This window comes from Phaeobacter sp. LSS9 (assembly GCF_003443595.1).
Taxonomy (GTDB): domain Bacteria; phylum Pseudomonadota; class Alphaproteobacteria; order Rhodobacterales; family Rhodobacteraceae; genus Phaeobacter; species Phaeobacter piscinae.
This window is the reverse complement of record NZ_CP031956.1, coordinates 3,564,044-3,587,454: the sequence shown is the minus strand read 5'-3', so window position 1 is coordinate 3,587,454 and position 23,411 is coordinate 3,564,044. Positions and strand designations below refer to the sequence as shown.

General features: G+C 61.1%; 22 protein-coding genes. 13 read left to right on the top strand and 9 right to left on the bottom strand.

Annotated elements, in window-relative coordinates; translation table 11 throughout:
• Window positions 1-21: 21 nt before the first annotated feature.
• From D1820_RS17015 to D1820_RS17005, 3 genes are all read right to left on the bottom strand, one after another.
• Window positions 22-1,170 carry a carbohydrate ABC transporter permease gene (locus D1820_RS17015; protein WP_118069860.1) on the bottom strand — a complete coding sequence of 383 codons (1,149 nt, stop codon included), beginning with the start codon at window positions 1,168-1,170 and terminating at the stop codon, window positions 22-24.
• Window positions 1,171-1,180: 10 nt separating this feature from the next.
• The gene (locus tag D1820_RS17010) at window positions 1,181-2,188 is read right to left on the bottom strand and encodes a carbohydrate ABC transporter permease (protein ID WP_096788768.1); all 1,008 of its coding nucleotides are present in this window, start codon (window positions 2,186-2,188) and stop codon (window positions 1,181-1,183) included.
• Window positions 2,189-2,346: 158 nt separating this feature from the next.
• Window positions 2,347-3,699, bottom strand: a complete 1,353-nt coding sequence (locus tag D1820_RS17005; protein WP_118069859.1) for an ABC transporter substrate-binding protein — start codon at window positions 3,697-3,699, stop codon at window positions 2,347-2,349.
• Window positions 3,700-3,947: 248 nt separating this feature from the next.
• Here D1820_RS17005 and D1820_RS17000 point away from each other — a divergent pair, with 248 nt between their 5' ends.
• Window positions 3,948-4,979, top strand: coding sequence for a LacI family DNA-binding transcriptional regulator (locus tag D1820_RS17000; protein ID WP_102897463.1), 1,032 nt, complete (start codon window positions 3,948-3,950; stop codon window positions 4,977-4,979).
• Window positions 4,980-5,007: 28 nt separating this feature from the next.
• The gene (locus D1820_RS16995; RefSeq protein ID WP_118069858.1) at window positions 5,008-6,339 is read left to right on the top strand and encodes a GH1 family beta-glucosidase; all 1,332 of its coding nucleotides are present in this window, start codon (window positions 5,008-5,010) and stop codon (window positions 6,337-6,339) included.
• Window positions 6,340-6,349: 10 nt separating this feature from the next.
• Here the strand turns inward: D1820_RS16995 and argE are convergent, their stop codons facing one another.
• The 4 genes from argE to D1820_RS16975 form a co-directional block, all read right to left on the bottom strand.
• The gene (argE, locus tag D1820_RS16990) at window positions 6,350-7,504 is read right to left on the bottom strand and encodes an acetylornithine deacetylase (RefSeq protein ID WP_118069857.1); all 1,155 of its coding nucleotides are present in this window, start codon (window positions 7,502-7,504) and stop codon (window positions 6,350-6,352) included.
• A gap of 4 nt (window positions 7,505-7,508) precedes the next feature.
• Window positions 7,509-8,693 carry a M24 family metallopeptidase gene (locus D1820_RS16985; RefSeq protein WP_118069856.1) on the bottom strand — a complete coding sequence of 395 codons (1,185 nt, stop codon included), beginning with the start codon at window positions 8,691-8,693 and terminating at the stop codon, window positions 7,509-7,511.
• 14 nt (window positions 8,694-8,707) lie between these two features.
• The gene (locus tag D1820_RS16980) at window positions 8,708-10,081 is read right to left on the bottom strand and encodes an aspartate aminotransferase family protein (protein WP_118069855.1); all 1,374 of its coding nucleotides are present in this window, start codon (window positions 10,079-10,081) and stop codon (window positions 8,708-8,710) included.
• 231 nt (window positions 10,082-10,312) lie between these two features.
• Window positions 10,313-11,338 (bottom strand): LacI family DNA-binding transcriptional regulator, encoded by a 1,026-nt coding sequence (locus D1820_RS16975; protein WP_118069854.1) that lies wholly within the window; start codon window positions 11,336-11,338, stop codon window positions 10,313-10,315.
• Window positions 11,339-11,467: 129 nt separating this feature from the next.
• Between D1820_RS16975 and D1820_RS16970 the strand changes: the two genes are divergently transcribed.
• The 11 genes from D1820_RS16970 to D1820_RS16920 all read left to right on the top strand — a co-directional run bounded on the left by D1820_RS16970 (window position 11,468) and on the right by D1820_RS16920 (window position 20,467).
• Entirely contained in the window at window positions 11,468-11,653 is a 186-nt protein-coding gene (locus D1820_RS16970; protein ID WP_040173837.1) for a hypothetical protein, read from the top strand.
• A 23-nt stretch (window positions 11,654-11,676) separates the two neighbouring features.
• The gene (locus tag D1820_RS16965) at window positions 11,677-12,822 is read left to right on the top strand and encodes a TRAP transporter substrate-binding protein (RefSeq protein WP_118069853.1); all 1,146 of its coding nucleotides are present in this window, start codon (window positions 11,677-11,679) and stop codon (window positions 12,820-12,822) included.
• 115 nt (window positions 12,823-12,937) lie between these two features.
• On the top strand, window positions 12,938-13,450 hold the full coding sequence (locus D1820_RS16960) for a TRAP transporter small permease (RefSeq protein ID WP_040180975.1): 513 nt from the start codon (window positions 12,938-12,940) through the stop codon (window positions 13,448-13,450).
• Between the two features lie 12 nt (window positions 13,451-13,462).
• A complete protein-coding gene (locus D1820_RS16955; protein WP_118069852.1) occupies window positions 13,463-14,791 on the top strand; it encodes a TRAP transporter large permease in 1,329 nt (442 codons plus the stop codon).
• Window positions 14,792-14,803: 12 nt separating this feature from the next.
• A complete protein-coding gene (hisD, locus tag D1820_RS16950; protein WP_102897471.1) occupies window positions 14,804-16,111 on the top strand; it encodes a histidinol dehydrogenase in 1,308 nt (435 codons plus the stop codon).
• Window positions 16,104-16,865: an SDR family NAD(P)-dependent oxidoreductase gene (locus tag D1820_RS16945; RefSeq protein ID WP_118069851.1), complete on the top strand. Its 762-nt coding sequence runs from the start codon at window positions 16,104-16,106 to the stop codon at window positions 16,863-16,865. Before hisD ends, D1820_RS16945 begins: the two co-directional genes overlap by 8 nt.
• Window positions 16,862-17,842 (top strand): alcohol dehydrogenase catalytic domain-containing protein, encoded by a 981-nt coding sequence (locus D1820_RS16940; protein WP_118069850.1) that lies wholly within the window; start codon window positions 16,862-16,864, stop codon window positions 17,840-17,842. The genes D1820_RS16945 and D1820_RS16940 overlap by 4 nt, the downstream gene beginning before the upstream one ends.
• Window positions 17,843-17,870: 28 nt before the next feature.
• Window positions 17,871-18,281, top strand: coding sequence for a universal stress protein (locus D1820_RS16935; RefSeq protein WP_096870781.1), 411 nt, complete (start codon window positions 17,871-17,873; stop codon window positions 18,279-18,281).
• Between the two features lie 37 nt (window positions 18,282-18,318).
• Window positions 18,319-18,825 carry a thiamine pyrophosphate-binding protein gene (locus tag D1820_RS16930; RefSeq protein WP_118069849.1) on the top strand — a complete coding sequence of 169 codons (507 nt, stop codon included), beginning with the start codon at window positions 18,319-18,321 and terminating at the stop codon, window positions 18,823-18,825.
• On the top strand, window positions 18,822-19,376 hold the full coding sequence (gene comE, locus D1820_RS16925) for a sulfopyruvate decarboxylase subunit beta (RefSeq protein ID WP_118069848.1): 555 nt from the start codon (window positions 18,822-18,824) through the stop codon (window positions 19,374-19,376). Before D1820_RS16930 ends, comE begins: the two co-directional genes overlap by 4 nt.
• Window positions 19,376-20,467 (top strand): alpha-hydroxy acid oxidase, encoded by a 1,092-nt coding sequence (locus D1820_RS16920; RefSeq protein WP_118069847.1) that lies wholly within the window; start codon window positions 19,376-19,378, stop codon window positions 20,465-20,467. The genes comE and D1820_RS16920 overlap by 1 nt, the downstream gene beginning before the upstream one ends.
• 54 nt (window positions 20,468-20,521) lie before the next feature.
• Here the strand turns inward: D1820_RS16920 and D1820_RS16915 are convergent, their stop codons facing one another.
• Both D1820_RS16915 and D1820_RS16910 read right to left on the bottom strand, forming a co-directional pair.
• On the bottom strand, window positions 20,522-21,130 hold the full coding sequence (locus D1820_RS16915) for an acyl-homoserine-lactone synthase (protein WP_040172505.1): 609 nt from the start codon (window positions 21,128-21,130) through the stop codon (window positions 20,522-20,524).
• Between the two features lie 220 nt (window positions 21,131-21,350).
• Window positions 21,351-23,093, bottom strand: coding sequence for an ATP-binding protein (locus tag D1820_RS16910; protein ID WP_254683334.1), 1,743 nt, complete (start codon window positions 23,091-23,093; stop codon window positions 21,351-21,353).
• Between the last annotated feature and the right edge of the window lie 318 nt (window positions 23,094-23,411).

Genomic DNA, 23,411 nt, shown 5'->3' with positions numbered 1-23,411 from the left:
TGATCCGGCCTGCGGATCAGGTCACTTGACCGAGCCTGCAAGGAGGCCGCGGACGAGGTATTTTTGCATCGCGAAGAAGACGGCGAGTGGCACCGCGATCGAGACAAAGGCGGAGGTTGCGAGGATCTCCCAATTGCCGCCACGGGTACCCAGCAGCTCAACAATCTGCTTGGTCATCACCGTGGTTTCTCCGGTCGCGTCGATCAGGAACACCATCGCCACCAGAAGGTCATTCCAGGTCCACAGGAACTGGAAGATCGCAAAGGAGGCCAGTGCCGGGAAGGAGAGCGGCAGGATGATGCGGACAAAGATCATGAAATCCGTAGCGCCATCCACGCGGGCGTTTTCGATGATGTCGCGCGGAATGCCGACCATGTAGTTGCGCAGGAGGTAAATCGCGAGCGGCAGGCCAAAGCCCGTGTGTGCCATCCAGACGCCGATGTAACCCTTGCCGATGCCGATCTCATTGTGGAACTTCAGCAGCGGGATCAGCGCCAGTTGCAGGGGCACGACCAACAGACCGACGATAGCCGCCACCAGTAGGGCACGGCCCGGAAATTCCATCCACGCCAGCGCATAGGCGGCAAAGGCCGCGACGAGGATCGGGATGATGGTGGCCGGAATGGTGACGGTCAGCGTGTTGAAAAACGCCTTTGCCATATTGTCTGTCGCATTGCCGGACACCAGTACGGTCTCATAATTCTCCAGCGTGAACTCTGGCGGCACGGTTGCGGTGACGAACACGCGGGGGCCGCGTTTGCCACTGATTTCCTCGGTGCTTTCAAGCCGGTAGGCGCCATCCTCGGTGACTGTCAGAGTGCCGCCACGGCGCAGCTCTGCCGTTTCACCGGGCTGGTAAGCGGCGGGTTCGCGTGCCGAGGTGCCCCAGGCGGAGATCTCGCTCTCGGTGCCGTCGGCAAAGAGACGCCCCTCAATCACATAGAGGTCGCCCTCCTGCACCTGTGCGCTGGGGGGATCGGTGCGCAGGGTCAGGTTCTGCTCGCTCGGGAACATCGCGCGCCACCAGCCGCTGGTCGCGATCTGGTCCGAGGTGCGGAAGGAGGACACCAAGAGGCCCAGCGTCGGGAACAGCCACAGCCCCACAAGCAGCACCACAGACAGGCGCAAGGCCCAGATCAGCGCAGGTTTTTCTCCGGCAATAACAGTCATCGCGGTCTCCTCAGCGCATTTCGCGGCGGGCGTTATAGACGTTCCAGACCAGGATCGGCAGCACCAGCAGCATGATGACCATGGCGCTGGCAGAGCCGACGCCCCAGTCATTGGCGCGGAACAGTTTGTCGTACATGTAGTTGGCCAGAACCTGCGTCTCCCACTGGCCATTGGTCATGGCAAAGACGATATCAAAGACCTTGAGCACGACGATGGTGATGGTGGTCCAGACCACAACGATGGTGTCCATGATCTGCGGCACCTTGATCTTGAAGAAGATCTGAAACGGTCCGGCCCCATCCACGATGGCCGCCTCCACGGTTTCTTCTGGGATGCCGCGCAGGGCTGCCGACAGGATCACCATGGCAAAGCCGGTCTGGATCCAGATCAGCACCATCATCAGAAAGAAGCTGTTCCAGAATGGGATTGTCAGCCATTGCATCGGCCCGTCGCCGCCAAAGTAGATGTAGACCGCGTTCAGGACGCCGATCTGATCGGTGCCTTCGGGGCGCGCGTCATAGACCAGTTTCCAGATCACCGCAGCGCCGACAAATGAGATCGCCATCGGCATGAAGATCAGCGATTTTGCGATATTGCCCCAGGCCAACCGGTCGGTCAGCTGTGCGGCCAGCAGACCAAAGGCGGTTGAGGCCGCAGGCACAACAAGGAGCCACAAGAAGTTGTTCTGGAGCGCCTCCCAGAATTTCGCCTCTGCCAGCATCTGCTGGTAGTTGGCAAGGCCGACAAATTCCGATCCACCGCCGGGAACCCGTTCGGTGACCGACAGGCGCAGGGTTTCAACCACCGGATAGGCCAGATAAAGCCCCAGCGCGAGCAATGCGGGCAAGAGGAACAGCCAAGGCCGGATCATATTGGCGCGGCGGATATTGCGGGCGATATGCACGCCGCGCGCCGGAAAAATCACCCGGTCCAGCACGAGATTGGAAAAGTAGAAATAGCCGACACACCCTCCGACGCCAAAGGCGATTGTGAGCAGGCCCTGAATGGCTGGATGCATGGGATATCTCCCTTGGTGGTGGAGCGTGGCGCCGGACAGGTGTTCGGCAGGTCACGGGGGCGCGCAGATGGGCGTGTCACGAGGGACGAAAAACAGCGATGACACGGGAGGGATGATGCGGGCCGGCCCATCGGGGCCGACCCACCCCTATCGGAGCCTTACTTCAGTGCATCCCAGGAGGACTGGATCTCGGCCGCGACCTCTTCCGCCGGGGTGCCGCCGGCATAGCCGACCATACCGGTCCAGAAGGATCCCGCGCCTACTCCACCCGGCATCAGGTCAGATGCGTCAAAGCGGAAGGTATCGGCAGAGAGCAGGATCTCCCCCATCTTCTTCAGCGTGTCCGTGGCGTAGACATCGGTGTTCACGCCCTTATGCGGGGTCAGGAAGCCCTGCTGCGCCATCCAGACCTCATGCCCGATGGGGGATTTCAGGAACTCCATCAGCGCGCGCGCACCTTTGCTGTCGTTAGTAATCGACCAAAGGGTGCCAGCACCCAGAACCGGGCTGCCCAGATCCTTCTCCGCGTAGGCCGGGAAGTAGAAGAAATCAGCATCCAGCCCTACTTCGGTCCCTTCCGGGAAGAACGCTGGGATGAACGACGCCTGACGATGCATCAGACACTGCGGCGGGCTGGCGAACAGACCTTTGGGGCTGTCGCGAAAATCGGTGGAGGCCACGGCGCCCGCACCACCCGAGACGTAATCATCGTTGCGGGCGAAGTAACCGAATTCCTCGATGGCATTCACAACGCGCGGATCGGTGAAGGGGATTTCGTTGGACACCCATTGGTCATAGACACCCGGATCCTGGGTGCGCAGCATCATATCCTCAACCCAGTCGGTTGCAGGCCAGCCAGTGGCACCACCAGATCCCAGACCGATGCACCAAGGCGTGTTGCCATCGGCGACCATCTGATCGGTCAGTGTCTTCAACTCCTCCATCGACTGGGGGATGTCATAGCCGAAATCTTCAAATGTTTCAGGCACGTACCAGACAAGGGATTTCACATCCACCTTGTAGAACAGACCAAAGACATCGTCATTGCCATCCGGCCCCGTGAAGGTGCTGAGATCAACCCAGGAGTCGCCGGCCGCGTAGTTTTCACGCACCCAGTCTGCGGTCTCACTGCCCAAGGGTGCGATAAAGCCGCGCGCGGCCATGTCCGATACCAAACCCGGCTGTGGGAAAACGGCGACGTTGGGCGCGGAGCCTGCCTCCGCATCGACCACGATCTGCTGCTCGAAGCTGTCGGATCCAGTGTAACGCACGTCCGCACCGGTGGCTTCAGCGAAATACGCGAGCACCTTTTCGACGACCTCCTGATCCGGGCCAAGCCATGGGCCAAAGACTGTGACCTGCTCCCCCGACAGATCGGTTGCCTTCAGCGCCTCGAAGCTTTCCCAGTTAAACTCGCCCTCGCCGACCGGAAAGGTCAGCGCGCCTTCGGCCTGCGCAAGACCTGCAGACAGGGCAAAGACGCCGGCTGCTGCCAAAAGACTGCGTTTCATGATGTTTCCTCCCGAGTGTTCAATGCGCCCGCCGCTTGTCACGGTTTCAAAGTTTTCAAAGCGCTTTGGATATCAGCAAAATCCTGGATTCGGGTGGAACTGTCAACAATTTCCCGTCCGAACATCAAACAACTATAAAAAACACGGGACTTGCCAGCCTATCCCCTGCCCTGCCATAACTGCGCAGATGGCCCGTGATTGCCCTGGGTGCATATATTAGAATCAAAGCGCTTTGGAGATTTCTGCGAATGAACCTGAAGGAACTGGCCGCATATCTGAACCTGTCGCAAACGACAGTGAGCCGTGCGCTCAACGGCTTTCCCGAGGTGAGCGAAGCAACCCGCAAGCGCGTCGCAGCCGCCGCAGAGCAACACAACTACCGCCCCAACACCCGTGCCAAGGCACTGGCCACAGGGCGGGCAATGGCGATTGGTCACGTGATCCCGCTGTCGTCGCAGCATGAGATGGTGAACCCGATATTCGGCGACTTCATTGCGGGTGCCGGCGAGAGCTACGCCGCGGCGGGCTATGACATGGTCTTGTCGCTGGTTGAGGATAAGAAGCAGGAAAAAGCCTATCGCGAAATGGCCTCCAAGCGGAATGTTGACGGCATCGTCCTGCATGCGCCGCGCATGTCGGATCCCCGGATCGGGCTGTTGCGTGAAATCGGCCTGCCCTTTGCCGTGCATGGCCGCGCCTCCGATCTGGCGGGGGACTATTGCTGGCTGGATGTGAACAACAAAAGCGCCTTTGACCGGGCGACGCGGTTTCTTATCGACCTTGGGCACCGGCGGATCTGTCTGGTGAACGGGTTGGAGAGTATGGATTTCGCCTGGCGTCGGCGGGCGGGCTATGAATACGCGCTAAAGGCGGCAGGCCTGCCGCTGGATCCCGCGCTGATGTATGCGGAGGAAATGACCGAGAGCTATGGGTATCGCACGGTTGTGACGACTCAGGCGATGGCGGATCCACCCACCGCCTATCTGGTGTCGTCGATCATCCCCGCAATGGGCGTGCGCCGCGCGATTGAGGATTCAGGGCGTCAGATGGGCCGCGATATTTCGGTGATCACCCATGACGATGATCTGTCCTATCTGCGCAACGGCGATGAGGTGCCGCAATTCACCGCCACCGTCTCCTCCGTACAGGAGGCAGGCCGCCAACTGGCCAATCTGCTGCTGGACCAGATCCGCAACCCCGGCCTGCCGCTTCCGACACGTCTGCTAGAAGCGCAGCTGACCGTTGGCCGCTCCACCGGGCCTGCGCCCTCTCCTCGCTGACTGCCCCCCCGACAGGAGCCCCTTCCCGATGTTTCGCAACAGCCGCGCTGATTTCCCCAGAGAGTTCCTGTTTGGCACTGCCACCTCTGCCTATCAGATCGAAGGCCACGGATTTGGTGGCGCGGGGCCCACCCATTGGGACAGTTTCGCCGCCACGCCGGGCAATGTGGTGCGCGCCGAACATGGCCAGCGGGCCTGCGACCACTATCATCGCTACGCTGAGGATCTTGATCTGGCGGCGGCAGCCGGGTTTGACTGCTACCGATTTTCGACCAGCTGGGCGCGGGTTATGCCAGAGGGGCACGGCGCGCCGAACCCTGAGGGGCTGGATTTCTATGACCGGTTGACGGATGCGATGCTGGAGCGCGGGTTGCAGCCCTGTGTGACGCTGTATCACTGGGAACTGCCGCAGGCCCTGGCGGATCTGGGCGGCTGGCGCAACGGCGAGATTGCCAAGTGGTTTGGCGACTATACTGAGGTCATCATGAGCCGGATCGGCGACCGGATGTATTCCGCTGCCCCGATCAATGAGCCATGGTGCGTGGGCTGGCTGTCGCATTTTCTTGGCCATCACGCGCCGGGTCTGCGCGACATTCGCGCCACCGCACGGGCCATGCACCATGTGATGCTGGCCCATGGCACTGCCATTCAGGTGATGCGCGCCCTCGGCATGGGCAATCTGGGCGGTGTGTTCAATCTGGAATGGGCCACGCCCGCTGATGACAGCGCAGCCGCGCAGCAGGCCGCCGCGCGCTATGATGCGATCTACAATGGCTTTTTCCTTGGTGGAGCGTTTCACGGACGTTACCCGGATCTGGCGCTGGAGGGGTTGGAGCCGCATCTGCCGCAGGGATGGCAGGATGATTTTGCCACCATCACCGCGCCGGTCGACTGGTGCGGGATCAACTATTACACCCGCAAGCGGATTGCCCCCGACACTGGCCCTTGGCCGCATTATGCCGAAGTGGACGGCCCGCTGCCGAAAACGCAGATGGGCTGGGAAGTCTATCCGCAGGGGCTTTATGATTTTCTGACGCGGACCGCGCGCGAGTATACGGGGGATCTGCCGCTGTTGGTGACGGAAAACGGTATGGCCAATGCGGATGTGGTGACGGATGGCACAGTGCAGGACAGCGCCCGCGTCGCCTTTGTGGACGACCATCTGGATGCCCTGCGCCGCGCCATCGCCGACGGGGTGCCGGTGCAGGGCTATTTTCTGTGGTCGCTCTTGGACAACTACGAATGGGCGTTGGGATATGAGAAACGCTTTGGGCTGGTGCATGTGGATTTTGACACGCTGAAACGCACGCCCAAGGCATCTTACCATGCGCTGCAATCTGCACTATCGGGCGCGCGCTAAAGGGCTGGCTTCAGTTCGCCAGCTGGTCTCCCAACTGCTCCAGCATCCTCAGACAGTCCGACAGCTGATCAAGCGACAGGTACTCATCCGCCTTATGCGCCTGCGCGATGGATCCGGGGCCGCAGACGACCACATCCAGGCCAAGCGCCTGAAACAGCCCCGCCTCGGTGCCGAAGGGCACCAGCTCAGCAGCATTGCTGCCGAGCAACTCCGCCATGAGTTCACGCGCCTCATTTTGGCTGGTGGGGGTGAGACCGGCCACCTCGCCCACCACCTCCGTCTCGATGCTGGCCTCCGGGTAGATCGCCTGCATCGCGGGCAAGAGCGTGTCGCGACAATAGCGCGCCATCGTGTCCTTGACATGATCCGCGTCCGAGGGCTGCACCGGCCGCATTTCCCAATCCACCTGCGCCTTTGACGCGATGACGTTATGGGCGTTGCCGCCGTTGAGCGCACCGATGTTCAGCGTTGTCCAGGGCGGATCAAAGCGGCTGTCCGGCGGGGTGCGCTGTTGCAGATCACCGCGCAGATCCAGCAGGCGACTGACATAGCGCGCGGCGTATTCCACCGCATTTACGCCCCGGCCCGGATCGGAGCCGTGCCCCTCAAGACCTTGAAATCGAGTGCTATATTCGTTGCAGCCTTTATGCCCTTCGACGACGCGCATGCTGGTCGGTTCGCCGATAAGTGCCAGTCGTGGTTTCAACGCACGCTCGCGCAGGGCCTGCACCAGGTGACCGGCACCAATGCAGCCCACCTCCTCATCATAGGTGAAGGCGAAATGGATGGGGCTGCGGCTGATCTGCGCGGCGAACTCTGGCGCCATGGCAAGTGTCGCAGCGATAAACCCCTTCATGTCGCAGGTGCCCCGCCCGTAGAGCCGCCCGTCCCGTTCCACCATTGCAAACGGGTCGCTGGTCCAGTCCTGATCGGTCACCGGCACCACATCGCTGTGGCCCGACAGCACGATCCCGCCATCGGTTTCGGGGCCAAGCGTGGCAAAAAGGTTGGCCTTCTGCCCGCTGTCGTCAAACATCACATCCACCCGCGCGCCGCAGTCTTCAAGCCGGTTGGCCAGATAGGCAATCATCTCCAGATTGCTGTCGGCGGAGACCGTCGGAAAGGCGATGAGGTCTGAGAGAATGCCAGTGGTCTGCTCCATCATCCCCTCACCCTTTCACGAAAAGTTTGCGCTCAATCGAGCAGAGCGGCTCGGCAGCGCCGGTGTCGCGGATCAGCAGAGTCTCCGTGGTCTCCAGCCCCCATGTGTCCATCCAGAGGGCCGGCATGAAATGAAAGACCATGCCGGGTTGCAGCACAGTGGTGTCCTCGCTGCGGATCGACGCCGTGCGCTCCCCCCAATCCGGCGGATAGGACAGGCCAACCGGGTAGCCCATGCGGCCCGAACGCTCGATCCCGTGTTTGGCCATTACGGCCATGAAAGCATCCGCGATATCGCAGGTGCGATTGCCTGCGCGGGCCGCCTCGATCCCGGCGGCGATGCCTTCGATCTGCGCCGCCTCGATCCGCAGCATCTCCTGCGAGGGGGTGCCCAGAAACACCGTACGTGACAGTGGCGCGTGGTAGCGGCGATAACAACCGGAGAGTTCGAAAAAGGTTGCCTCGCCCTGCCGCATCGGGGTGCCGTCCCAGGTGAGATGCGCCGCTGTCGCATCAAGCCCGGACGGGGTCAGCGGCACGATGGCCGGGTAGTCGCCCCAATCGCCCTCCACACCGGTCACACCGGCATGCAGGATATCGGCCACCAGATCGTTTTTGCGCACACCGGGCGCGGCCCGTTCGATGGCGGTTTGGATCACCTTATCGGTGATCCGCGCGGCCTTGCGCATAAAGCCCAGCTCTGCATCGGATTTCACAAGCCGCTGCCAATTGACCAGCGCGGTGGCATCCACAAGAACCGCCTGCGGAAGCTCTGCCGCCAATACGGCATGGGCCTTTGCCGAGTAGTAGTAATTCTCCATCTCGACCCCGATCCGGGCATGGCCCAACCCGCGGGCGCGTAGCTGCTTGGCCAGATGCTGCATCGGGTGGCAGTCGGTGGATTGGACATAGTGGTCGCCGTAGCCCAGCAGATGATCCTGCGGCATCCAGCAGGTGCGGCGCGCGCCCATCATATCCATATGTCGCCCCCACCAGATCGGATCGCCATCCGGCAGGACGATCACCCCCTGATGCACGTAGAACGACCAGCCATCGTAGCCGGTAAGCCAGGCCTGATTGGACGGATCGGTAACAAAGAGCGCGTCCAGCCCGGCAGCCGCCATCGCGGCGCGCGTCTTGGCCAGGCGTTGCTGGTACTCGGACCGTGCAAACGGGATGTTTGGATCTGTCATCGTTGCATCCTTCGTCAACCAACAACCGCGGTGACCGCCCGATGGGTGGCGGAGACCACCTGGTCGGCCTCATCCTGTGTCAGGCAGAAGGGGGGCGCAAAGCCGAGGATATCGCCCTGCGGCATGGCCCGCGCGATCACGCTGTCCTGCTCCAGAAGTTTGGCGGCTATCTGCGGGCCGATCTTGTCACTGGCGTCAAACAGGCGGTGGTCGTCACGATCCTCCACGAATTCCACCGCGCAGAGCATCCCCTCGCCCCGCACATCCCCGACATTCGGGTGATCGCCGAGGGCCTTGCGCATCTCACCATTGAGATATCTGCCAACGGTCGCCGCGTTTTCGACAAGACCCAGCTGATCAATCAGGGTGAGATTGGCCACCCCGGCAGCGGCGCCGATGGGATGCGCCGAATAGGTCCAGCCATGGCCAATCGGGCCGTTCTCATCCGTGCCCCGCTCCAGCACCTGCCACATCTTGTCCGACACGATGGACCCCGACAACGGCGCATAGGCAGAGGTCAACCCCTTGGCGATGGTGATAAGATCGGGGCGCATGCCGTAGTGATCGGAGCCGAACATCGTGCCCAAACGACCAAATCCGGTGACCACCTCATCCGCGATCAGCAGGATATCGTGCCGTTCAAGCACCGCCTGAATGGCGGGCCAGTATCCTGCGGGCGGTGGGACGATGCCCCCGGTGCCCAGTACCGGCTCCCCGATGAAGGCGGCGATGGTATCGGCCCCTTCCCGCGCGATCAGCGCCTCCAGCTCGGCCACGCAATGGGCAACAAAGTCGGCCTCGCTCTGGCTGCGATCACTGCGGCGGAAATAATATGGGGCCTCGGTATGGACCACCTGTGCCAGCGGCAGGTCGAATTTATTGTGAAACAGCTCCAGCCCGGTCAGCGAGCCGGTCATCAGCCCGGACCCGTGGTACCCCCGCCAGCGGGAGATGATTTTCTTCTTCTGAGGGCGGCCCAGAATGTTGTTGTAATACCAGATCAGTTTGATGTTGGTTTCATTGGCGTCAGAGCCGGAAAGACCGAAGTAGACCTTCGACATATGGTCGGGGGCGCGGTCGAGGATCATCTTTGCCAGGGTGATCGAGGCCTCGGTGCCATGCCCGACGTAAGAATGATAATAGGCCAGCGCTCGGGCCTGATCGGCAATGGCCTCGGCGATCTCAGGTCGGCCATAGCCGACGTTCACGCAGTAAAGCCCGGCAAAGGCATCCAGCAGCCGATTGCCGTCGCGGTCCTCAATATGGCAGCCGCTGCCGCCGGTCACCACGCGCTGTGGCAGATTTCCGCGAGCAAATTCCGCGAGATGCGTTGAAGGGTGGAAGAAACAGTCGCGATCCCACTGGTCGAGTTGGTCATTGTGAAGCATGGCTCAGTCCTTGGCTTTGGCGGCGCGCCGCCTTTGGTCACATGAAGGGAGCCGGTTGCACGCGACAGACCAGAAGGTGGTCCGTTTTTGAGCAGAAAAGGCTCCGCTCACCCGGACAGCAGCGCGCAATGCCTTTATTGCCAGGGTCGTGCCACTGTTGGAGCATAGCGGGTCTGCCCAAGGCAACAGATTTTTTTGTCAGCCGGTGGATTGGCCGGTGAGAACGGGCTGCTATCTGCCGGACGGCCGCGCCAAGGACTGACGCGTGACAAGTGTGGTATTAATGCAGACCGACTGCCCTTCGGACCGCCCCTCCACGATTGCAATCAGTTCTTGCGCCGCCTTGCGCCCCATTTCGCGGTGCGGGACATGCACAGTTGTGAGAGCGGGGCTGACGATTTCTGCCAGCTCGATATCATCAAACCCGGTGATGGAGACATCGTCAGGCACGGCGATGCCCTTGCTTCGCGCCTCGCGGAGCGCCCCTGCTGCCAAGACATCATTGCCGCACATCACCACGGTTGGGCGGGGCGCGCGTGACATCAGCTCTGCAAAGGCTGAGGCGCCCTTTTCAATCTCATAGGGGGCTTCGATCAATGTGAGCGCAGCCGGGTCGAGACCTCTGGAGCGCATGGCATCGCGAACACCGCTGACGCGATTTTGGGCACGGTCGTTGCCCTGCAAGATACCGGAGATCATCGCAATATGGCGGTGCCCGGCATCAACAACCGTGTGGGCAAGATCCCGCATCGCGCCCTTGTTGCTGAAACCCACTGACGGCTGCAGCCGTTCAGGCGCATAAGACCAAGCGACAAGGACCGGTACCCGATGTTTCTCCAGATACTGGTAAATCTGCTCCTCCCGCTCATGACCAATCAGCAGCAAGCCATCTGCGCCACGCGCAACCAATGCACGGATCTGTTCCTTCTCCACCTCTGGACTATATGCGGAACTGGACACCAGCAGCGTGTAGCCATCCTCCCGCAGTTGATCCTGAAACGCCTGCAACCCGCGCGCGAAGATCGCATTGTCCATCGTGGGAATAATCGCTCCGATGGTAAAGCTGCGTTTGGCCGCCATAACGCGGGCGGCGAAGTTTGGCGTATAGCCCAGTGATTCGACCGCCTGCATCACACGCTGGCGGGTCGTTTCGATAACACGATCCGGTGAATTCAGGCAGCGCGACACGGTGGCGGTCGAGACGCCTGCAGCCTTGGCAACATCGTTAAGTGTTGGAGCGGAGGGGCTTTTTCCCATGTCGTACCTTGTCATTTCCCGGGCTCATTTTAGCAGATTTCCCGACCGCTGCCAGCGTTTAATGTAAGCGCTTGCATTATTGATGTAAGCGCTTACAAATGGTGATGAGATAACAACGGGGATCTTTCGATGTTTCTGATGGCGTCTGTTTGCGTGTTTGCCGTGTTCTTTGCCAATGTCGCCCTCGGCGCCTTTGGCAGCGGCGGTTTTCTGAGCGACGTCGGCGAGATGGTGATCCTGTTTGCAGCGTCCATTCTGTTTGTGGCTGCAATTCTCAAAAAAGAAGCTGACCAAAAAAACCAAGACGGCAGCTGATGGATTTCCAAGGGAGGAAGACAATGACGAATGGCAAGGATGGGCTCAAATCTGCAGAGCGCCGTAATTTTCTGAAACTGGCCTCGGCCGGCTCATTTACTGCGGCGTTGGTCGCGGGGGCTGGTGGGGTGCTTTGGTCCACTGAGGCAGTGGCGCAAACCGCCAAGGAAGAAAAGGAGCGTGAACGTGCGGCCGAGCACATCATGACGGTGGCCACCGCCTATGTGCTGGGCGCGTCACGCAGCTACCCAATCATGCAGCTGGACCTGAAGGAGAACATCCAGAACGCCACCAATGGCAAGATCTACGTCAAACTGGCCCCCGGCGGGCAGCTGGGCGCAGGCGGTGCGTTGGTGCAGAAGGTGCAGGGCGGCACCATTCAGGCGGCACAGCATTCGCTGTCGAATTTCGCCCCCTTCGCCTCCACCGTTGATCTGATCAACATGCCTTATCTCTGTGGCTCCAATCAGCGGTTCACCAATCTGGTGACCTCCGATTTCTGGAACGCTGAGGTGCACCCCAAGGTGGAGGCCAACGGTTTCAAGGCGCTGTTCTATGTGAACATTGATCCCCGCGTCGTGGCTGTGCGCAAGGGCGGCAATGCGGTGACCTCCCCGGGCGACATGGCGGGTGTGAAATTCCGGGTTCCGGGCTCCAAAATGCTGCAGCAGTACTACCGTATGGTCGGTGCCAACCCGACGCCAGTGGCCTGGGGCGAGACGCCGTCGGCGATCAAACAAGGTGTAGCAGATGCGCTCGACCCCTCTGTGGGAGCGCTCTATGTCTTTGGCTTCAAGGATATCCTGAGCCATGTGACCTTCACCCAGGCGGTGCCGGACAGTCAGGTCTATTCGTGCAATCTGGAGTGGTTCAATTCCTTGCCTGCTGATGTGCAGGACGGCGTAATGTGGGGGGCGGAGATGACCGCGCATCAGAACCTCTCCAAGGTGCCGTCAGCCCGCGCCTATGCCATGGCAGAGCTGGCCAAGGCCGGTGTCGCCTTCCATACGCTGAGCGACGATCAGCTGGGCGAGTGGCAGGAGGCCGGCGGCTATCAGCGCAGCGAATGGGATACGTTCAAGACTGAGCTGGCCGGATCGATGGACAGTTTCGCCAAGCTGGAAGAGGCCGCAGGCACGCAGGGCAAATACTACGTCCACGACGCGTAAGCTGTCGCACCACGTGGTTCCGGGACCCGGTGCCACGTTCCCTTTCTCTTCTAGCCGCCTGCGACAGCCCGGTTCGGGCTGATTCATAAGGCGCGCCCAACCCTCGGGACGAGCGATGGACCTCTTGCGGAAAATTGACAAGAACGCCGAGCGCTGGCTGTTGCTGACCTTCTACGTGATGCTGGTCATCACTATGGCGGTTGAGGTTATCCGGCGCGAACTCTTTGCCTATTCCTCGATCTGGGGTGAGGAGATTGTGCGCTACTCCTTCATCTATCTCGCCTGGATCGGTGCCGCCGCCGCAGTGAAGGAGCGCGCCCATATCCGCATTGATGTACTGATGCATTACCTCGGGCCGCGCCCTAAGGCGCTGCTGTATATCTTTGGCGATCTGGTGATGTTCGTGGTCGCGCTGGTGGCGCTCTACTGGTCGTTCGAGACGGTGCTGGTCTCCGCCAAATTCGGCTCTGTCAGCCACGGACTGCGCATTTCCATGGTCTGGTTCCTGATGGCGGTGCCAGCCGGGTTCGCCTTGATGGTCTGGCGGTTGCTGCAATCCTTCCTGCGCGATTTTCGCAGTCTTCGAGACGGCACGCCCGTCTTTGAAGGCGACAAGCTGTTTGATTGAAGGATCTGAGAGATGCTGTGGAATTCACTCAATCAAACGGTGGAACTGGGTTGGGATTTCTACCTGCCGGTGATCATGTTTGTGGCCCTGATTGCGCTGGCGGTGCCGGTTTGGGCGGCCATCGGGGCTGCCGCGATCACCATGCTGGTGATGTCGGGCGACCTGCCGCTCAGCGCAATTGGCGAAAGCTTGTTCACCGGCATTGATGCCTTTGCGCTGACGGCGGTGCCGCTGTTCATTCTGACCGGTGATGTGCTGGTCAGAACCGGGCTAAGCAAGAAGTTCCTGGATGTGGCCGAGGCGCTGACCTGCTGGACACGGGGTGGTTTTGGTTCCGCCACGGTGCTGGTCTGCGGCATGTTCGCGGCGATCTCAGGCTCAGACGCCGCTGGCGCTGCTGCGGTGGGACGGATGACCATCAACCGGCTGGTCGAAAGCGGCTACCCCCGCCCCTACGCCTGCGCGCTGGTGGCTGCTGGTGCCTGCACCGGCATCCTGATCCCGCCGTCGATAGCCTATATTATCATCGGTCTGGTGTTGGGGATTTCCGCCTCCACCCTGTTTCTGGCGGCGCTGATCCCGGGGATTGCCATTCTGGTGTCGATCCTTGTCACCAATATCATCATGAACCGGCTTTATACCTATGAGACCGGCGGCAATATGGGGCTGGGAGAATGGCTGGGCAATCTGGGCCAGTCACTGAAATCCGGCTGGTATGCCTTCATCGTGCCAGGGATAATCTTCTATGGAATTTTTTCCGGCCGCCTGACCCCGACCGAGGCCGGCGCCACCGCTGTTGTTGTCACCATCCTGATGGGTTTTTTGCTGGGCACGCTGAAACTGGCGGACTTCCCGGCGATGCTGGTCAGCTCTGCCAAGGTGAACGGGGTGATCCTGCCGATCATCGCCTTCTCAGCGCCGCTGGCAGAGGCACTGGCCATCATGGGCGTGCCGCAGGGGTTTGTCACAGCGGTGACCGGGCTGACCGATGACCCGTCTATGTTGATCCTGTTGATGATCTGCATTCTGATCGCTGCGGGCTGTGTCATGGAGACGACCCCCAACATCGTGATCCTGGCGCCGATCCTGAAGCCGCTCGCCGACAACATCGGCATGAACGAAATTCAGTTCTGCATCATGATGATCACCGCGCTGGGTGTGGGGTTCATCACTCCGCCGCTGGGCCTGAACCTGTTTGTTGTCTCCGGCATCACCGGTGAGTCCATCCTCAAGATCGCCGCCCGCGCCATACCGTTTGTTCTGACCATGCTGATTGTGGTGCTGCTGATCGCGTATCTCCCTGCGATCTCAACCACGCTGCTCCCTGACATCTATAAATAGGACCCTTTGGACATGACCCGTGAGTACCTGAAGAAGGCGGCCCTGACCCCCAAGTCGGATGCGTCCGAGACCCATAAGATTGTGCAGGAGATCCTTGATGAGATCGAGGCCGGAGGCGACGCCAAAGCGTTGGAATATGCGGCCAAATTCGACAAATACGAGGGCAACGTGCTGCTGACGGATGAGGAGATTGAGGCCGCCTGCGCCTTGGTGCCGGAAAAGCTGAAGGCCGACATTCGGTTCTCCCATGACAACGTGCGCCGCTTTGCAGAACTACAGAAAAGCACTGTGCATGATGTGGAGACGGAAATTTCACCGGGTTTCATCACCGGACAGAAGGCGATCCCGGTGGATGCAGCGGGCTGCTACGTGCCCGGCGGGCGCTACAGCCATATCGCCAGCGCGATCATGACCGTCACAACCGCCAAAGTGGCCGGCTGCAAACACATCACCGCCTGCTCCCCGCCGCGCCCCGGCGTCGGCGTGGCGCCGGCCATCGTCTACGCCGCCCATATCTGCGGCGCAGATCAGATCATGGCAATGGGTGGCGTGCAGGGCGTTGCGGCGATGACATTCGGCCTGTTCGGACTGCCCAAGGCGAATATCCTCGTTGGTCCGGGCAATCAATTCGTGGCGGAGGCCAAGCGTATCCTGTTCGGCCGTGTCGGTATCGACATGATCGCGGGCCCCACTGACAGCCTGATCCTGGCCGACAGCACGGCGGATGCGCATATCGTTGCCACTGATCTGGTGAGCCAGGCCGAGCATGGCTACAACTCTCCGGTCTGGCTGGTGACGGATGATCGCACTCTTGCCGAGGAGGTGATGCGGCGGGTGCCGGGGCTGATCGACGATCTGCCCGAGGTGAACCGCGAAAATGCCGCTGCGGCCTGGCGCGATTATGCGGAGGTCATCCTCTGTGCCGACCGCGAGGATATGGCCGCCTGTTCCGACGCCTACGCGCCAGAGCATCTGACCGTACAGGCCGAGGATCTGGATTGGTGGCTGGGGCAGCTGACTTGCTACGGCTCGCTGTTTCTGGGCGAGGAAACCACGGTCTCTTACGGTGACAAGGCAGCGGGCACCAATCATGTGCTGCCAACCTCGCGCGCGGCCAGCTACACCGGCGGGCTGTCAGTCCATAAATACATGAAGATCGTCACCTGGCAGCGCGCCACCCGCGAAGGTTCAAAACCGGTGGCAGAGGCGACCGCACGGATTGCCCGGCTGGAGGGGATGGAAGGCCACGCCCGCGCTGCTGACGTGCGGTTGGCCAAGTATTTCCCGGATGAAACCTTTGACCTGACTGCAAATGGCTGACCCGCGCGCGCTTTTCGACCTGACAGGCCGGACCGCCTGTATCACCGGCGCCAGCTCCGGGCTGGGGCGTCGCGCAGCGATTGCGTTGGCCGCTGCCGGTGCGCAGGTGGTCGCGGTGGCGCGCCGGGCCGAGGCTTTGGAAAGCGTCTGTGCTGAGATCGGGCCAAGCGCGGCTTATGCGGTGGCGGATGTGGCGGACCGCAGCGCGCTGGAGGCGCTGCGGGACACTGTCACGGCCCCCTTCGGGGCACCTGACATTCTGATCCATGCGGCCGGTGTGAACACCCGGCAAACGGCGGATGACGTCACCGCCGAGGGCTGGGACCAGACCATCGCACTGAACCTCTCCGCACCATTCTTTCTGAGCCAAGCCCTAATGCCCAGGATGAAGGACAGAGGTTGGGGGCGGATCGTCAATTTCGCCTCGCTCCAGACCACCCGCGCCTTCCCCGGCGGCGTCGCATATGGCGCCAGCAAGGGCGGGATCGCCCAACTGACCCGCGCCATGGCTGAGGCCTGGTCGCCCCATGGCATCACCGCCAACGCCATCGGACCGGGGTTTTTCCCGACCGAGCTGACGCAGGCCGTGTTCGATGATGGGGGCCGCGCCGCGCGCAACGCCGCGCAGACCTGCATCGGCCGCAACGGCCGACTGGAGGATATGGACGGGCCGCTATTGTTTCTGTGCTCCGATGCCTCCGCCTATGTCACCGGGCAGGTATTGATGGTCGATGGAGGGTTCACAGCGAAATGAAAGCCTTGGTTTATGAGGGGGTTGAGACGCTGGCATTCCGAGATGTGCCGATGGCTGCGCGACGAGAGGGCGAGCAGCTGATCCGCATCCGTGCCTCTGGCATCTGCGGCTCGGACATGCATGCCTATTTGGGCCACGATGCCCGCAGGCCCGCGCCGCTGATCCTGGGGCATGAGGCCGCGGGCGTGATTGAGGACGGACCGCAAGCGGGCCGCCGGGTGACGATCAACCCCTTGGTGACCTGCGGCAGCTGCGCGGCCTGCGCGGCTGGGCGTGAAAACCTCTGCGCCAGCCGACAGATCATCTCCATGCCGCCGCGCGAGGGCGCCTTTGCCCAGTTCGTGGCGATGCCGGAGCGCAACCTTGTAACCGTGCCGAATGATGTGCCGCTGGCAAAGGCCGCGCTGGCCGAGCCGCTGGCGGTCAGCTGGCACACCGCCCGGCTCGCGCTGAAGGCGCTGCACCCGGATATGGAGCGCCGCGCGCTGGTGATCGGTGGAGGTGCCATCGGCTTGGCCGCTGCGCTGGCACTGCGCGCAATGGGGGTGGAGGACGTCGCGGTTCAGGAACCCAACGCCGCACGCCGGGCTTTTCTGGCAGACCACTGCGGCCAGCGGGCGGTGGCAGAGTTTCAGGGCATTGTACCACTGGTGGTCGACGCCGCGGGCTATGCCGCCACCCGCGCCGCCGCCTCTGCCGCGGCCGCGCCTGGCGGCGTGATTACTCACGTCGGATTGGGCGAGGATGCGGGCGGTCTGGATATCCGCCGCATGACGCTGCAGGAAATCACCTTCATCGGCACCTATACCTATACCGCGCAGGATTTTCGCGACACCGCGCAAGCGATCTTTGACGGCTGCCTAGGTCCGCTGGACTGGCCAGAACAGCGGCCGCTATCAGATGGCGCCGCCGCATTTCACGACCTGCGATCCGGCGCAGTGGCCGCGCCAAAGATCATTCTGGATCCCTGGGCCTAGGCCCTGAGCTGAGCAAACGGAGAGCATCATGTATGACAAGATCCTGGTTCCCATGGCCCTGGACCACGGGGTGTCCGGCACAACACTGAAAGCCGCCGCGACCCTGTGCAACCCCGGCGGACAGATCACCGCACTGCATGTCTATGAGGCCCCGCAAGGCTCTGTCAGTGCCTATCTGGATGAGGACGCCGTGCGCGAAGGGCTCGAAAAGGCCCGTCAGCAGCTAACCAAGAAGACCGCCGACTATGGCGATGTGGCAGCTGAAATCGTCAAAGGTCGCTCATACCGGGCCATCGTTGAATATGCCGAACAGAACGGTACGGACTGTATCGTCGTCGGCTCACATAAACCCGGGCTCAGCGACTTTTTCCTCGGCTCGACCGCCGCCCGTGTGGTGCGCCACGCGCCTTGCGCGGTGCATGTCTGCCGCCCCCTTTGATCCCCAACACCGAGACCTCAAACAAAGGCAATCGACCATGACAATAGACAAGAGGATCGCTGACGATCTGGCGGCCAATGGCGTGTCCTTCGTCACCACCGTGCCCTGTAAGCAACTGGCGGGCGTGATTGAGGAAATTGACCAGCGCGATGACATTTTTCACATCCCTTCCAACAAGGAAGACGAGGGCATGGGGCTGTGCGTCGGCGCCTGGATGGGGGGCAAACGCCCCGCGATCATCATGCAGAACACCGCCATTGGGGTCACCATCAACACGCTTGCAACGCTGATCCAATACTACCGGATGCCGCTGCCGATGCTGATCTCCTACCGCGGCGAGCTGCGCGAGCCGGTGGCCTGCCAGGTGGAAATGGCCGTGCATACCAAGGCACTTTTGGCGCAGATGAATATCCCGACCTACCACTTCCACTGGCAGCGGGACGTCGAGGAATTCGACAACATCCTGAAATACACCTTCATGTGCAACAAACCTGTTGCCATCCTGACCGATGCCAATTTCTGGGGAGGCTATGGCGACCAATGATCCGTTCTGAAATCCTGAAAGAGATCGCGCCCATCCTGCGCAACGAACTGGTGGTCTGCAATATCGGTATTCCGTCGCAGGAACTGCACGCCATTGATGATCAGCCTAGCAATTTCTACATGCTGGGCACCATGGGCCTTGCCTCCTCCATCGGGCTGGGGCTGGCGCTGGCACAGCCGAAGCCAGTGATCGTGATTGACGGAGACGGCTCAATCCTCACCAATCTCGGCACCCTGCCCACCATCGGCAACAACGCGCCCAGTAATTACATCCTGATGATCATCGACAATGGCTCTTATGGCTCAACCGGCGATCAGCCGACCTATACCAGTCAGCGCACCGATCTGGCTGCGATGGCGCGCGCCGCTGGCTGTGGCCGGGTGATCGAGGTGCAGGACAAAGACACCGGCTCTGCACTCGAACAGACGCTGGCGAGTGGCGAGGCCACGGTGCTGGTGGTGAAATGCGACAGCGGCAACGCCAAGATGCCGGTGATCACGATGGATCCGGTGGTGATCCGCGACCGCTTTATGACGGCTGTCGCCCGCTGATGGGCGCAGGCGCCATTCATTCGGCTGAGGACGCCCGCCGTCTGGCCCGGCGGCGGCTGCCTTGGATGGTGTTTGACTATATCGATGGGGCAGCAGGGCAGGAAACCGGGGCGGCGCGCAATCGCGCAGCCCTGGATGCCATCACCCTGCGACCCCGTATCTTGCGCGATGTCAGTCAGCGGTCGTTGGCCAAGAGCATATTTGGCGCCGAGGCAGACCGCCCTTTTGGCATTGCCCCCATGGGGATGTGCAACCTCGCAGCTCCGGATGCGGATCTGATGCTGGCCCGGTTGGCCGCCCGCCACCGGGTGCCCCATGGGGTCTCCACCGTTGCTTCAACCCCGCTGGAAGAGATCATCGAGACGGCTGAAGGATACGCTTGGTTCCAACTTTACTTCAGCGGCGACGGCAGCGGCACCTTCAAGCTGACCGAACGCGCCCGTACAGCCGGTTATCAGACGCTGGTTCTCACGGTCGATGTGCCGGAGGTCGGCCGCCGTCCACGCGAACTGCGGCATGGCTTCAAGATGCCGTTCCGCATCGGTCCGCGCCAATTCATTGATTTCGCCCTGCATCCGCGCTGGTCGCTGGCGACGCTGCTGAAGGGCAAGCCTGTCATGGCGAACTTCAAAATGGACGGCTATGACTTCGACCGCACCGAAAGCCGGGCGCGCGCCACGTGGGACACGCTGGCCCGGCTGCGCGACCTTTGGCCCGGAAAACTGGTGGTGAAAGGCGTGCTGGACGTCCAAGACGCCCGTGCGCTGGTGTCGGCTGGAGTTGATGCCATTCAGATTTCCAGCCATGGCGCGCGACAACTGGAGGCCGCACCCGCCCCGATAGAGATGTTGGCAAAGATCCGTGCAGATCTTGGGCCGACGTTTCCGGTTTTCTACGATAGCGGCATCCGGTCGGGCGAGGATGTTCTGAAGGCGATCACAATGGGCGCGGATTTCGTGTTTCTGGGCCGTGTCCTGCAATACGCGATTGCTGCGAGGGGCGAGGCTGGGCTGGAGCAGTTGTGGGATGCGCTAAGCGAAGAGCTGAGCATTGCCATGGCACAAACCGGGCGCGTCTCGCTTGCCACTTGAGAGCGCAGTTCATCGTCAGACATAGCGCCGCGCGGTTGCCGCTGTTGAGCGCGCTTATGCTGCGTCTGCGTCGCTGCGTTGGCTTTTTGCATCGACCGTCAGGTGGTAGGCCTGACAGGTTTCGCCGCCTGCTTCAAACCTAGGCCCGGCGGAGGTGATCGACAGGCGCGCCCTGCGCATCAGCAGCGCAGCTGTGACCGAGGTGATGCACAAAAAGGCGCTGATGTTCCACTCCTGCGCGAGCCGGGAGAGACCGCGCTCCAGATGTCCGCGCACATCTCTGCGTTCCCGCGCGCTCAGCGTATCTTCGACGAAAAACCGGCTGACCTCCCAGATTGCGGCATCCTGCGGCGCGGAATGATCCAGGACATTTGACGGCAGGCCAGGCAGCAGACCCAATTGCGCATCCCGCAACATGTAGCTGGTGGTCATGCACTGCGCAGTGGTGGGGGTCACCCGGAAACCGCCGAGGACTGTTTTCCCCTCATGAACAGTGCAGTAGATACTCTCTGGTGTGTCGTACTGGTCAAACTCCAAGCCACGCACATTGGGCAGATTCCAGCGTCGCAACTGAACAAAATGACGATAGCGCGCGCGCAGCATCTCAGTGAAGAGCCCACCGGTCTCCGCAAAGTTGTCGAATGTAATTTCTGTCGACTGCATCGCAGGCCCGGTCAGCTGTTCCAGCCCGAATGCAAACCTGCATTCCGGCAATTTATCGAAAATTCGACTCAACCTATCCGGAAAGCGTAAATTTTGAATTAATTCAGAAAAGCCGCTCCGCTTTTTGCGGCCGCTTCTCACATTGGGATCGCATCAGTCACAAATCGCGGCGACCCCCCGACACCAGACCACACTCTCTGCCCGGAAGGTTGCAACGCGATCAGGCTGAGCGCGCCGCCGGTGCCGATGTAACCTTGCGAATTTCCGAAAGCAGCACGGATTTTTTGACCGGCTTAGACAGGTAACTCACCGCGCCGAGCCGCAGGAACAGCTCCTGTTCTTCCGGGGCCGCGTTCGCGGTCAGCATGACCACCGGCGTTGCCGCAATCCGTCCGCCACGCCGCAGCATTTCTGTGAGGGTTTCGCGGCCATCCATCACAGGCATTTTCATGTCCAAAAGCACCAGATCAAACGGGTGTCGCTCCAAGGCGTCCAAGGCCTCGGCGCCGTTTTCTGCATCGGTGATCCGCACCCCGCTGTTCTTTAGAAACGCCCGGACCACCAGCCGATTGGATGTCGTATCATCCACCAGCAAAATAGACAGATCGCCAAGCTCGCTTGCCTCTGTGCGGGCAATCTGCTGCGGCAGGACCTCCACCTCTGAGGCATCCAGCGCGGTGATCGGACAGAAGAAAGTGAAACAGCTGCCCCAGTCGCGGCCGGTCTGCACAGTGATATCGCCGCCCATTATGCGGGCCAGATGGCGGGCAATTGCCAATCCCAACCCGGTGCCGGGGACGTTGGGGGCGTTCTTGTCCTTGGCGCGATAGAAATCTGTGAAGAGTTTGACGCTTTGCTCTGGCGTCATGCCCCGACCGGTGTCGGAAACCGCGACGCGCAGCATCGCGCGCCCGTCGAGATCTTCGCAATCGGCAGCCACCTCAACCTGACCGGTTTCTGTGTATTTCACCGCGTTGGAGACCAGGTTGCCGATCACCTGCCGCAGCCGCAATGCATCACATTCCGCATAGTCAGGGATGTTCTGCCCCAGGCTGACAGCCAGCCTGAGCCCCTTTTCATCCGCGCGCGCGCGATACATTTCAACGGCACTGGCGATTTCTTCCCGCGGGGAGGCCGTGGCCAGGTTCAGTTCGAACTGACCCGACTCGATCTTGGCGTGGTCAAGCACATCATCGAGGATCCCGGTGAGCGCCTGAGACGATTTGCGCAAAAGCTGTGTCTGCTCCCGCAGCGTATCAGACCCGGAATTTTCCTCTTCGATCAATTCGGACATGCCACAAATCGCATTCAGAGGTGTGCGGATCTCATGACTCATCGCGGCGAGGAACCGGCTCTTTGCGCGGCTCGCGGCCTCCGCCGCGCTCAACGCCTCGCGCAGCCGTGCGGTCAACTGGTGCTGCACCCACATGGCGTGCACCATATATGCGGCCCCCAACAACAGAATGACCGCGGCGATGATCATTTCGCCGGGACTCGCCACACGGAGAAGCGTCGCGCAAACCATATAGCCTACGGTCAGGATAATCGGCACCGCAGTGATGATCCCAAAATAGAACCATGCCGATCGGGCAACCACCGAATGATTGAGCGCAATGATCAGCAGCATCGCCCCCATCAGTTTGGGGAAGGGTTCAGGATGCAGGAACAGCAGCAGCGACAAAGAATTGAAAACGCAGACGCCAACAAGCGCGGAACCGGCGAAGAGGACCATACCGCCGAGCGTCACGTCAGAAGACAGCCGCCGGTAGACCCGCAGACCCACCAATTCGACCAGAACGTAAGCCGCGTAGACAACGGCAATGGTCTGCAAGGACAGAAAATAGAGTGACAGCAGCGACACCAGGGTGATCGAGGCAAATCGGGAGGGAAGGTCCGACCAAACAAGCTTGTTCTGACTGGCAACGGAATTCACGAGGTCTGGCGATAATGAAAACAAACGCATCCTCCTTTCCGGTTTTACCTGGCCACCTCCCCACCGTCGCGTTCACGCGTCAAAGGCGAGCATCACCTAATTTGACAACAGCTATCCGATTCGCTCGTACCGATAAATTGCGGTCAAATGGTGACAGATGACTTAATATTGCCGAGAGGACCTTAACGACAGGCCGATCAAGCTCAACTTTTAGCGAGAAAAACAGCGTCAACACGGCAAGGGATAATCACCCATCCGCACTTCAATCATGACGATATCGATCGGTAGAATAGGACCCACGGCCCTATGATGGACGCCAGCCGCGACCATTGCGATCCGCGTTAACAG